Below are 12038 nucleotides of genomic sequence, written 5' to 3' on the forward strand. Positions count from 1 at the left end.
TGCGGAAATTCCGCCGGGCGGGCGCCTGCCATGCAAGCGGCGGAGCCCGGCCCATGGCGGAGGTCCGCGCAGCAAAGATCGATGAATGATGAGGTTCACATGTCCCAGCACGCAACCAGCTCCGCGGCTACCGCTCCCGTCCAGGCGCAGTCCAGCCAGGAAGGTGACGCCTTCGAAAACCTGCTGCAGGAGACCAGGGCTTTTGCGCCGTCCCCCGAGTTCGCCGCGAACGCCGTCGTCACCGCCGCAGACTACGAGGAAGCGGCGGCGGACCGTCCCGCGTTCTGGGCGAAGAAGGCCCGCGAGCTGCTGACCTGGAGCAAGGACTTCGACCAGGTCCTGGACTGGTCCAACCCGCCGTTCGCCAAGTGGTTCGTCGGCGGGGAGGTGAACGCCGCATACAACGCCCTGGACCGGCATGTGGAAAGCGGCCGCGGTGATCGGGTTGCCATCTACTTCGAGGGTGAGCCCGGCGACACCCGCACCTACACCTACGCGCAGCTCACCGAAGAGGTCAAGAAGGCAGCCAACGCCTTCGAATCCCTTGGCGTGGCCAAGGGCGACCGCGTGGCCGTCTACCTGCCCATGATCCCCGAGGCCGTCATCACGCTCCTGGCCTGTGCCCGGATCGGTGCCGTGCACTCGGTGGTGTTCGGGGGCTTCTCCGCGGATGCCCTGCGTTCCCGGATCGACGACGCCGAAGCGAAGCTCGTGGTCACCGCGGACGGCACCTACCGCCGCGGCAAGCCCAGCGCCCTGAAGCCTGCCGTAGACGAGGCCCTCGCCGCCGCCGGCCACACCGTGCAGAACGTGGTGGTGGTCAAGCGCAACGGGCAGGACGTGGACTGGACCGAGGGCCGGGACCACTGGTGGGCGGACACCGTCGATGCCGCCTCCACCGAGCACACCGCCGTTGGCCATGACTCCGAGCACCCGCTGTTCATCCTTTACACCTCCGGCACCACCGGCAAGCCCAAGGGCATCCTGCACACCACCGGCGGGTACCTCACCCAGGGCGCCTACACCCACAGGGCAGTCTTCGACCTCCACCCCGAAACGGATGTCTACTGGTGCACGGCCGACGTCGGCTGGGTCACCGGCCACTCCTACGTTACCTACGCGCCGCTCATCAACGGCGCCACCCAGGTCATGTACGAGGGCACCCCCGATTCCCCGCACCAGGGCCGCTGGTGGGAGATCGTGGAGAAGTACAAGGTCTCCATTCTCTACACTGCCCCCACCGCCATCCGGACCTTCATGAAGTGGGGCCGGGAGATTCCGGACAAGTACGACCTCTCCTCCCTGCGCGTCCTGGGCTCCGTGGGTGAATCCATCAACCCCGAAGCCTGGATGTGGTACCGCAAGGTCATCGGCGCAGACCGGACCCCCATCGTGGACACCTGGTGGCAGACCGAAACCGGCGCGCAGATGGTCGCCCCGCTGCCCGGTGTCACCGCCACCAAGCCCGGCTCCGCGCAGGTTCCGCTGCCCGGCATCGCCGTGGACGTGGTGGACGAGAACGGCGAGTCCGTACCCGACGGCCACGGCGGTTTCCTGGTGATCCGCGAACCGTGGCCGGCCATGCTCCGCGGCATCTGGGGCGACCCGGAACGGTTCAAGGACACCTACTGGTCCCGGTTCGAGAACATGTACTTCGCCGGCGACGGCGCCAAGAAGGACGAAGACGGCGACATCTGGCTGCTCGGCCGGGTGGACGACGTCATGAACGTCTCCGGCCACCGGCTCTCCACCACGGAAATCGAGTCCGCGCTGGTCTCGCACCCGTCCGTGGCCGAGGCAGCCGTGGTGGGTGCCGCGGACGAAACCACCGGCCAGGCCGTCGTCGCGTTCGTTATCCTCCGCGGTGACGCCGTCAACAACGGCGACGCCACCGTGCAGGAACTGCGCAACCACGTGGGCAAGGAAATCGGCCCCATCGCCAAGCCCAAGAACATCCTGGTGGTGCCGGAACTTCCCAAGACCCGCTCCGGCAAGATCATGCGCCGCCTCCTCAAGGACGTCGCCGAAGGCCGCGACCCCGGCGACGCCACCACCCTCTCGGACCCGACCATCATGTCCCAGATAGCGGCGTCCCTGCGGAAGTAGGGGCTGCCGAGTGGCAGTCATCCTACGCGTACTGGCTCGTTCCTTGCCTTTGACGCACGCTTCCGGATAACTGCCACTCCTTCGCGTTTGGGTGGCCCTAGACTGGGACCAGCCCCTGCCTCTGCCCTAAGGAACCCGGTCACATGCTTGCAGCAGCCCGACATCAGGCCATTGTGGATGCTGTCCAGCGGGAGCGGGTGGTGCGGATTTCGGATCTGGCTGCCCAGCTGGGCGTGTCGCTGATGACGGTGCGGCGCGACATTGAGCAACTGGAAGAGGACGGGAAGCTTGAGCGCATCCACGGCGGTGCGAAACTTCCCGGGGACGCCAGCGCGCACGAGCCCGGGTTTGAGCTGAAATCCACCCGATTGACCGCCGAAAAGCGGGCTATTGCGGTGGCCGCAGCCGCCCTTGTGCAGGAAGGGATGGCCGTCGGCCTGAGCGCGGGCACCACTACGTGGGCGCTGGCCCGGGAACTGGTGGGCGGGCCGCGCATCACGGTGGTCACCAACTCGATGAGGATCGCCGATCTCTTCCACCCCGGCGGATCTGCCGTGATCCTGATAGGTGGCGAACGCACGCCGTCGGACGCCCTGGTTGGTCCCATCGCGACGGGTGCGCTAAGGCAGCTTCACCTTGACCTGTTGTTCCTGGGTGTCCACGGCATGGATGCCGGTGCCGGCTTCACCACACCCAACCTGCTCGAGGCGGAGACGGACCGCGCCTTCATGGCCGCTGCCCGGCGGACCGTGGTCCTGGCCGACCACACCAAGTGGGGCATGCTGGGGATCAGCACCATCGCAGCCCTGGACGACGTGGACGAGGTGATCAGCGATGCCGGGCTCAGCGCCGAAGCCCGGCGCGTCGTTGGCGAACGGGCGAAGCTGCGTGTGGTGCCCGCTTAGGCGCGGTTATGCTGATCCCCGCCACATGATGGTCGTCTCCAGGACGCGGGGCGTCCCCGGCAACCCATGAAGCTGCGCCAGGACCAGTTCAGCGGCAGTACTCCCCAGGAGGTCAGCCGGCTGGCGGACGGTGGACAGCTGAGGCCTGCAGCGAAGGGCCCAACTGCTGTCGTCGAAACCCACAATTCCTATATCCTCCGGAACCCGCCGCCCCGCCTCCTGTAATGCCGTCATGGCGCCGGCCGCTACGGCATCTGACGCCGCGAAAACCCCATCGAGGCGGGGGGCCCGCCTCAGCAGCTCCTGCATTCCTTCCAGACCGGCGGCATAGGTGTACAAGGGGTATTCCACCACCAGGTTCGGGTCAAAGCGGTCGCCCATCGCCACCCGGAAGCCGGCAAGACGGTCCTTTCCCGAGTCACGGTCCAAGGCACTGGCGATCATGCCGACCTGTTCCCGCCCTGTTTCCAGCAGCCTGTTGGTGATGCTGCGGGCGGCCTCAACGTTGTCAATGGCTGCGTATGGCAGCGCGGGAGTTCCCTCCGGGTGGCCGACAAACGCCGCGGGCAAACCAATCTCCGCTATGGCTGCCGCAATGGGATCTGAAGCGCGCGCCGAGATGATGACTGCACCGTCAACCAGGCCACCGCGCAGGTAATCCGCCACCCTCCGGCTGTCCCGGTCGGAATCAATAATGAGCGAAACCAGCTGGTAATCAGCCTTCGACAGCACCTCATTGGCGCCCAGCAGGATGGAGCCGATGTTGGGGTCTTCGAACAGCAGCGAGTGGGGTTCGTGAATAATCAGCCCAATGGCCCGGGATTCCTGGGTAACCAGGTTGCGTGCGGCGCTATTGCGGACATATCCAACCCGTGCAATAGCTTCTTCCACGGCCTGCTTGGCTTCATCGGAGACGTACTTCTCCCCGTTCATGACCCGTGAAACGGTCCCCCTGGAAAGACCGGCGGCGTCCGCGACATCGTTGATGGTGGCGCGGCGGGCACGGGTGCGTGTCAGCGACATATTTGTACTTTAGCGGAGTCGGGACGGTGAATGTCCGGCCGCCGGCATTGACATGGCCTCAGGTGGCACCGTACTCTGGGAACGTTCCCAGATGATGCGCATCACAACTTTTGCGTCGGTCTGGGAGCGTTCACAGAGTTCGTTGAGACAACAGCGTCCAAGACCAGGGCTTCCCCGTCTTGCGCGTCCGTCGCAAGCCGAAGGAGCAGGGTTGAACCCCACCAACACGTCAGTTGCCGAGCTTTCCGGGAACGGGCAGCTCGTTTACGGCTGCGACTACAACCCTGAACAGTGGGATCCCGCCGTCTGGCAGGAGGACGTCCGCCTCATGAAAGAGGCAGGAGTCAACCTCGTTGCGGTAAACATTTTTGGTTGGGCCGAACTGGAGTCCTCCCCCGGGACCTACTCCTTTGACCGTCTTGACCAGGTACTGGATTTGCTCCACGCACACGGAATCGGCGTCAACCTTGGCACCGGCACCTCGTCCACCCCTGCGTGGCTGACTACCCTTCATCCGGAAATCCTCCCGGAGTCGGCCGCAGGGGTACGGGCATGGCCCGGCGGGCGCCAGGCGTGGTGCCCCAGCTCACCGCGGTACCGGGAACACGCCCTCCGGCTGGTGGGCGAAGTAGTACGGCGGTATGGCTCGCATCCTGCAGTGCGGCTATGGCATGTTTCAAACGAATTGGGATGCCACAACGCCCTCTGCTACTGCGACGTCTCCGCCGCCGCTTTCCGCGACTGGCTGGCCGCCCGTTACGGCACCCTGGATGCACTCAACAGCGCCTGGGGCACAGCGTTCTGGTCCCAGCGCTACTCCGCCTGGGACCAGATCCTGCCTCCGAGAACCACGGTCTCCACCAACAACCCCACGCAGGTGCTCGACTTTCACCGGTTTAGTTCTGATGAGCTCCTTGGCTACTACCGGTCTGAGGCGGAGATCCTGAGAGAGCACAGCACGGTTCCGGTCACCACGAACTTCATGGTGACGGCGCACATCCGCAACCTGGACTACTGGTCCTGGGCGCCCCACATGGATGTCATTGCCAACGATCACTACCTTGACCACCGTCTCGACTCCCCCATAGTGGAGCTGGCCTTCGCCGCCGATGCCACCCGCGGACTTGCCCAGGGCCAGCCGTGGCTGCTGATGGAACATTCCACCTCGGCCGTGAACTGGCAGCCCCGCAACATCGCCAAAGTCCCGGGCGAGATGCTCCGGAACTCCCTTGCACACCTTGCCCGCGGGGCCGACGGGCTCTGTTTCTTCCAATGGCGCGCTTCCGTCCAGGGCAGCGAAAAGTTCCACTCGGCCATGTTGCCCCACACCGGAACCGATTCAAGGATCTGGCGGGAGGTCTTGGAACTGGGCAGCATCCTGGCGAAGCTCAAGGAAGTCGCTGGCACCAAAGTGCAATCAGAGGCCGCCCTGATCTTCAGCTGGGAGGCATGGTGGGCCTACGACCAGGAATCACACCCGTCCTCGGACGTGCGCTATCTGGACCAGGTCCACGCCCTGTACAAGGCCCTCTGGGAGACCGGGGTCACCGTCGACATCGTCGCTCCCGGTGCTGATCTCTCCGGATACAAGCTCGCAGTCGTCCCGGGCCTCTATCTTGTCCGCGAGGACGAGGCTTCAGCGCTGGAGATGTACGTGCGGAGTGGCGGGCACGCCGTCGTCACGTACTTCAGCGGCATCGTGGACGAGAACGAGAAGGTCCTTACTGGCGGATATCCGGGCGCGTTCCGGAACCTGCTGGGCATCCGGTCCGAAGAGTTCTATCCGCTGACACCGGGCCAGACGCTGGCCCTGGACAACGGATCCACCGCATCCCTTTGGACAGAAGCCACCCGCCTCGAGGGCGCGGAAGCCAGGGCGTCGTTCAGCGAGGGCCACCGGGCAGGGACGCCGGCTGTTACCCGCAACCGCTATGGTGCCGGAACCGCCTGGTACATCGGTACCGCCCTTGATCCGGCCGGCATCCGCGAGGTTGTCGCCGAGGCCGCGGGTGAGTCGGGAATCTCAGTATTGGACTCTCCGCAAGGGCTCGAGGTTGTTGTCCGCTCCAGCACGGACGACGGCTATGTCTTCCTCATCAACCATTCTGATGAGGAGCACAAGTACGCGGTGCACGGCCACGAGCTCATTACGGGCGAGGACGTCTCCCACGTCGTCGCCATCCCTGCGGGCGCCGTACGGGTTGTCCGCACTGCCAATCCCGAATCCCCAACCCATGGCCTTCGCACCGGTCAAAAGGATGATGAAAGTGACTAAACCAACCATTGCTCCGGCCCCGGCGCCGGGGTTGCCCCGAAGCCGGAAACCGAAGACAACCGGCGCGCAGCGCCGCTCGGTTTTCCTTTTTATCGCGCCTTTCGCCATTCTCTTCCTGGCTTTCTATGCAGTCCCCATCACCTTCGCCGTGGTGCAGTCGCTGCTGACCGTGGAACGCAAGGGAACTTTCGGGCGCCCGCAGCAGGTCTTCGGCGGGCTGGCGCAGTACCAACAGGTATTCCAGAACACAGAATTCTGGGAATCCGTGGGCCGCGTCCTCCTCTTCGGTGTGGTTCAGGTCCCCATCATGCTGGGCCTCGCCCTCCTCTTCGCCCTTCTGCTCGATTCCCCGCTGCTGAAAGGCAAGAAATTTTTCAGGCTCGCATTCTTCGCCCCCTATGCCGTGCCCGGCGTCATCGCCGCGATCATGTGGGGGTTCCTGTACTCGCCGACGCTCTCCCCGTTTGAGGCCGTCACCTCAGGAGTCAACTTCCTCTCGGCAGAACTGGTCCTCTGGGCTGTGGCCAACATCGTCACTTGGGTCTACGTGGGCTACAACATGCTGATCATCTATTCATCCCTCCTGGCGATCCCCACTGAAATCTATGAAGCGGCCCGGTTGGACGGGGCCAGCAACTTCCAGATCGCGTGGCGCATCAAGATTCCACTCGTCACTCCTGCCATCATCCTCACCGGCGTGTTTTCGATTATCGGAACGCTCCAGCTCCTGGCTGAACCGCAGACCCTGCGCAGCTTCAGCTCCGCCATCAGCAGCACGTTTACGCCCAACTTGGCGGTGTACACCACCGCGTCTGTCCCCAACTACAACCTTGCCGCTGCGTTCTCCGTGGTGCTGGCGCTGGCAACGTTCGTCCTGTCCTTCGTCTTCCTCAAGGCAACCCAGCGGAAGGTCACCCAATGAGCACGGCAATGACTACTTCAAAGACACAGAGTTTCGAACAGGCCACTTCCCGCGGACCCCGGCACAGCATCATGTCCCGCGGAGCTGCCATGCTCGTCATGGGTGTCTTTACGCTGTACTTTCTCACCCCCATCTGGTGGCTCCTGGTGTCCTCCACCAAGACCGGCGGACAGATCACAGGCACGGCCCCGCTGTGGTTCACAGCGGAGTCCGTCTCCACGTTCTTCGCCAACCTGGGAAACCTCTTCACCTACAACGATGGCGTCTTTGGACGATGGCTGGCGAACAGTGCGCTCTACGCCGGGCTCGGTGCCCTGCTGGGCACCGTCATAGCAGCCATGTGCGGCTACGCCTTGGCCAAGTACGAGTTCCGCGGCCGGGAAGCAATCTTCAATGTCGTGCTGAGCGGCGTACTGGTCCCCGCTACAGCCCTTGCCCTCCCCCTGTTCCTGATTTTCAGCGAAGTTAAGCTGACCAACACACTATGGGCCGTCTTCCTGCCCAGCCTGGTCAGCCCCTTCGGCGTCTATCTGGCACGTATTTACGCTGCGGCAAGCGTGCCCACGGAACTGCTGGAGGCCGCCCGGCTCGACGGTTCCTCGGAAGTCCGGACGTTCTTTACTGTTTCCACCCGGCTCATGGCACCTGCGCTCGTGACAATCTTCCTGTTCCAGTTTGTGGCGATCTGGAACAACTTCTTCCTGCCCCTCATCATGCTTCGCGATCAGGTGCTCTTCCCCGTAACCCTCGGGCTGTATGCCTGGAACAGCCAGATCAGCCAAATCCCCGAGCTCCGCATCCTGGTGATTGTCGGAGCGCTCGTCTCAATCCTCCCGCTCATCGGAACGTTCCTGGCACTTCAGCGCTTCTGGAGCAGCGGGTTGGGCGCCGGAAGCGTCAAATAGCCTCTTCCGCTGCCTCACTCACCGTTCCGCGGCACCCGCCCGGGACACCACCCCATTTGATAGGAACAGAAATGCGCGCGCATTACGGAAAAGCCACTGCAGCCTTTGCCATCGCTTCAGCGCTGGCCCTCGCGGGATGCTCAAGCGGAGGCGGAACCGCAGAAGCCGAAGCCACCTCAACCTGTGAACCGTCCTCCGGTCCGGTCGAGCTGACCTTCACCACCTGGGTTCCGGGCATGGACAAGGTAGTGGATCTCTGGAACAAGGAAAACGAAAACATCCAGGTGAAGGTTCAGACAGGCCCCAACGGTAACTCGGGCACCTACCAGAACTTCTTTAACCAGTTGCAGGCCGGCAATGCCCCGGACCTCGGACAGATCGAGTACGACGCGCTCCCCAACTTCCGGGTACAGGACGGCCTCGAAAACATCGCCGCCTGCGAAGGCGTGGCTGACGGCAAGGATAAGTTCGTTGACTGGACCTGGGGCCAGGTCACCTTTGGGGAGGAAGACGCCGTTTACGCCATTCCCCAGGACAGCGGACCCATGGCAATGTTCTACCGCGCGGACCTCTTCAAGGAAGCAGGCATCAAAGTCCCCACCACCTGGGATGAATACGCCGCAGCCGCAGAGCAGATCAAGGCCCGCGGTTCCTACATCACGAACTTCCCGCGCAGCGATGTCAACTGGTTCGCCGGCAACGTCTGGCAGGCGGGCGGGCAGTGGTTCTCAAGCGAGAACGATCAATGGGAAGTGAATCTCGCAGGCGGGGAGTCCGAAAAGGTGGCCAATTACTGGCAGGACCTTCTGGACAAGAAGCAGGTCTCAACACTGCCTTCCTTCTCCGATGAATGGAACGCTTCCTTCAACAAGGGCCAGCAGTGGACCTGGGTCTCCGCGGTGTGGGGTGCTTCCACCCTGGCCAGCGGCGCTCCCGACACCGCCGGAAAATGGGCCGTGGCACCCATGCCGCAGTGGGAAGACGGCGGCAAGACGGCAGGCAACTGGGGTGGTTCTTCCACTGCAGTGCTGAAGGGTTCCAAGCACCCCTTTGAAGCCGCGAAGTTCGCGCTGTGGCTGAATACCGATCCTGAGGCCCTGGCTCTGGCCAACAAGTTGGGCGGGCTTTACCCGGCAGCCAAGTCGGCCACGGAACTTGAGGCATTCACCGGCGGGGTTGACTACTTCGGCGGCCAGAAGATCTATGAGGTATTCGCCGAAGCATCAGCCAACGTCGACCCGAACTTCACCTGGGGTCCCACCATGACGCAGACCTACACCGATGTTTCGGACGGATTCGGCAAGGCCTCCGGAGGCGAGGGCACGCTCCTGGACGCCCTCAAGAACGGCGAAAAGAAGACCATCGACTCCCTCAAGTCGCAGTCGATCCCCGTCAAGGAATAATTAAAGGGAACCTCCACAAGGGATTATCTCCCTCACCAAAAAGGTCACCGTCCCCGCCGGGTGCGGGGATGGTGACCTTGTTTCCGGTAAAACCGCCGTCACATTCGGCATCCTCGTAGGAGTAGCTATGGATCCCCTGCACCTCCGTTCCGCCGGCACCAGCCTGGTGATCAGCTTCGACAGCGGGGAGGCTGAGGTCATCCACTGGGGCGCGGACCTGGGCGCCACGCTGCCGGACCTGGCCATCCTCACCGCACCCGTCCCGCACTCGGCCATCGACGCCCGCGTCCCCGCCGGCCTGCTGCCGCAGGCTTCCTCCTCCTGGCGCGGCCGGCCGGGGCTGCGCGGCCACCGGATCACCGACGGTGCCGCCGGGCTCGACTTCTCCTCCCGCCTCCGCACCACGTCCGTGACGGCTGACGGCACCACCGCCACGATCGTCCAGGCCGACGACGACACCGGCATCAGCGTCGAATCCTCGCTGACGCTTCACGACGGCGGCCTGCTGGAACTGCGCCACACCATCACCAACGACGGCACTGCCCCCTTCCAGGTGGACGAACTCGCAACCGTCCTGCCGGTGGCGCCGGACGCCGTCGAACTCCTGGACCTGACCGGCCGCTGGTGCCGGGAACGCCATCCGCAGCGACGGCCCATCCAGCAGGGCACCTGGGTCCGTACCGGCCGGCACGGCCGGACCGGACACGATTCCTCCCTCCTGTTTGCCGCCGGAACGGCCGGTTTCGGCAACCGTCACGGAAAAGTGTGGGCAACGCACCTGGCCTGGAGCGGCAACCACGAACAGTTCGCCGATACCCTCGGCGACGGCCGCACCATGATCGGCGGCTCCGAGCTCCTGGGTCCTGCCGAGGTTATCCTCGCCCCGGGCGGCAGCTACACCACCCCAGCCCTGTTCGCGGCCTACTCGGACCGCGGCCTGGACGGCATCACCGAGGCGTTCTACAGCTGGTTCCGGTCCAGGCCGCACCATGTGCTGCCTGCCACCGCCACCGGCCTGCCCGCCGGCAAGGCGCGTCCCGTGGTGCTCAACACCTGGGAGGCCGTGTATTTCGACCACAACCTGGACACCCTGATCGAGCTGGCTGATTCTGCGGCGGACCTGGGCGTGGAGCGCTTCGTGCTCGACGACGGCTGGTTCCGCGGCCGCCGGAGCGACAATGCCGGCCTGGGCGACTGGTACGTGGACGAGACCCTGTGGCCGGGCGGTTTGACCCCGCTCATCGAAGCCGTCACGTCCCGCGGGATGGAGTTTGGCCTGTGGGTGGAACCGGAGATGGTCAACCTGGATTCGGACATCGCCCGGGCGCATCCTGAATGGATTGTGGGCCCGTCCGCCGTGGCGCACAAAGACGGCGGCCGTCTGCCCCTGAAGTGGCGCAACCAGCACGTCATCGACCTGGTGAACCCCGAAGCCTGGCAGTACATCTACGACCGCATCGACGCGCTCCTGGCCGGCAACAACATCAGCTACCTGAAATGGGACCAGAACCGCGACCTGCTGGAGCACGGCCACGGGGGCCGGTCCTCAGTGCATGAGCAGACCCTGGCCGCCTACCGGCTGTTCGACGAGCTCCGCAAGGCGCATCCCGGCGTCGAAATTGAGAGCTGCTCCTCCGGCGGTGCGCGCGTGGACCTGGGCATCCTGGAACGGACGGACCGGATCTGGGGGTCGGACTGCAACGACGCCCTGGAACGGCAGACCATCCAGCGTTGGACCGGTGCCGTGGTACCGCCCGAGCTCGTGGGCAGCCACATCGGGCCCACCACCTCCCACACCACCGCCCGCACCCACGACCTGTCCTTCCGCGGCATCACAGCGATGTTCGGTCACTTCGGCATGGAATGGGACGTCCGGAAGGTGCAGGGCAGGGACCGCGAGGAACTCCGGCGCCTGGTGGCCCTGTACAAGGAGCACCGGGACCTCATCCACAGCGGCCGCCGGGTGCACGCGGACGTGTCCGACGACTCGCTGCTGCTGCACGGCGTGGTGGCCGGCGCCCCTGCCGCGGCCGGGACGACGGCGGCGCTGTTCGCCCTGGTGAGCACGCGCACGTCGGCAGCCGAGGAACCGGGGCGGATTGGCATTCCGGGCCTGGAACCGGACCGGCACTACCGGGTGGAGGCCGTCTTCCCCACCGCTGGCGACACCGACTACAGCCACACCTTCACGCAGACCCAGCCGCCGGCCTGGCCTGCCGAGGGCGCAACCGCCGGCGGTAAGTTCCTGGCCGAGGTAGGACTCTCCATGCCCATCCTCAACCCGGAACACGCGCTGCTGCTGAAGTTCACGGCACTCTAGCCTCCGCATCCTCCGCGGCTGCCCCGCCGGTCCGTACCACTAATCATGGGACCGGCGGGGAGTCTCCGTTCAACCAAAGGAAGTCCATGAAGATTCTGGTTACCGGGGGCACCGGTTACATCGGTTCCCACACTGTTCTTTCCCTGCAGGAAGCCGGCCACGAGGTGGTGGTCATCGAC

9 protein-coding genes are annotated in these 12038 nt (G+C 64.6%); 8 read left to right on the top strand and 1 reads right to left on the bottom strand.

What is annotated here, in order from left to right:
- The first annotated feature begins 99 nt into the window (after positions 1–99).
- Together acs and ACIQC0_RS10705 are read left to right on the top strand one after the other, a co-directional pair.
- Complete coding sequence (gene acs / locus ACIQC0_RS10700) at positions 100–2106, top strand: acetate--CoA ligase (RefSeq protein ID WP_400534814.1); 2007 nt, start codon at positions 100–102, stop codon at positions 2104–2106.
- A 143-nt stretch (positions 2107–2249) separates the two neighbouring features.
- Entirely contained in the window at positions 2250–3011 is a 762-nt protein-coding gene (locus ACIQC0_RS10705) for a DeoR/GlpR family DNA-binding transcription regulator (RefSeq protein WP_400534816.1), read from the top strand.
- 6 nt (positions 3012–3017) lie between these two features.
- Here the strand turns inward: ACIQC0_RS10705 and ACIQC0_RS10710 are convergent, their stop codons facing one another.
- Positions 3018–4034, bottom strand: coding sequence for a LacI family DNA-binding transcriptional regulator (locus ACIQC0_RS10710; protein WP_400534818.1), 1017 nt, complete (start codon positions 4032–4034; stop codon positions 3018–3020).
- Between the two features lie 211 nt (positions 4035–4245).
- On the opposite strand from ACIQC0_RS10710, the gene ACIQC0_RS10715 reads away from it, so the two are divergent.
- From ACIQC0_RS10715 to ACIQC0_RS10740, 6 genes are all read left to right on the top strand, one after another.
- On the top strand, positions 4246–6309 hold the full coding sequence (locus ACIQC0_RS10715; RefSeq protein ID WP_400534820.1) for a beta-galactosidase: 2064 nt from the start codon (positions 4246–4248) through the stop codon (positions 6307–6309).
- Positions 6296–7231 carry a carbohydrate ABC transporter permease gene (locus ACIQC0_RS10720; RefSeq protein WP_400534822.1) on the top strand — a complete coding sequence of 312 codons (936 nt, stop codon included), beginning with the start codon at positions 6296–6298 and terminating at the stop codon, positions 7229–7231. The genes ACIQC0_RS10715 and ACIQC0_RS10720 overlap by 14 nt, the downstream gene beginning before the upstream one ends.
- Positions 7232–7302: 71 nt before the next feature.
- Entirely contained in the window at positions 7303–8136 is an 834-nt protein-coding gene (locus ACIQC0_RS10725; protein WP_377214912.1) for a carbohydrate ABC transporter permease, read from the top strand.
- Positions 8137–8207: 71 nt separating this feature from the next.
- Positions 8208–9539: an ABC transporter substrate-binding protein gene (locus ACIQC0_RS10730; protein ID WP_400534824.1), complete on the top strand. Its 1332-nt coding sequence runs from the start codon at positions 8208–8210 to the stop codon at positions 9537–9539.
- Between the two features lie 127 nt (positions 9540–9666).
- Entirely contained in the window at positions 9667–11859 is a 2193-nt protein-coding gene (locus ACIQC0_RS10735) for an alpha-galactosidase (protein ID WP_400534826.1), read from the top strand.
- Positions 11860–11945: 86 nt separating this feature from the next.
- Positions 11946–12038, top strand: a 93-nt coding sequence (locus tag ACIQC0_RS10740; protein WP_400534842.1) for an NAD-dependent epimerase/dehydratase family protein, incomplete at its 3' end; no start/stop codon positions are given.

The organism is Pseudarthrobacter sp. NPDC092419 (assembly GCF_044755045.1).
Lineage (GTDB): Bacteria > Actinomycetota > Actinomycetes > Actinomycetales > Micrococcaceae > Arthrobacter.

What these genes read in the sequence shown, in the direction of transcription:
- acs (WP_400534814.1), top strand. Translation starts at nt 100, where the DNA reads ATGTCCCAGCACGCAACCAGCTCCGCGGCTACCGCTCCCGTCCAGGCG.
- ACIQC0_RS10705 (WP_400534816.1), top strand. Translation starts at nt 2,250, where the DNA reads ATGCTTGCAGCAGCCCGACATCAGGCCATTGTGGATGCTGTCCAGCGG.
- ACIQC0_RS10710 (WP_400534818.1), bottom strand. Translation starts at nt 4,034, where the DNA reads ATGTCGCTGACACGCACCCGTGCCCGCCGCGCCACCATCAACGATGTC.
- ACIQC0_RS10720 (WP_400534822.1), top strand. Translation starts at nt 6,296, where the DNA reads ATGAAAGTGACTAAACCAACCATTGCTCCGGCCCCGGCGCCGGGGTTG.
- ACIQC0_RS10725 (WP_377214912.1), top strand. Translation starts at nt 7,303, where the DNA reads ATGTCCCGCGGAGCTGCCATGCTCGTCATGGGTGTCTTTACGCTGTAC.
- ACIQC0_RS10730 (WP_400534824.1), top strand. Translation starts at nt 8,208, where the DNA reads ATGCGCGCGCATTACGGAAAAGCCACTGCAGCCTTTGCCATCGCTTCA.
- ACIQC0_RS10735 (WP_400534826.1), top strand. Translation starts at nt 9,667, where the DNA reads ATGGATCCCCTGCACCTCCGTTCCGCCGGCACCAGCCTGGTGATCAGC.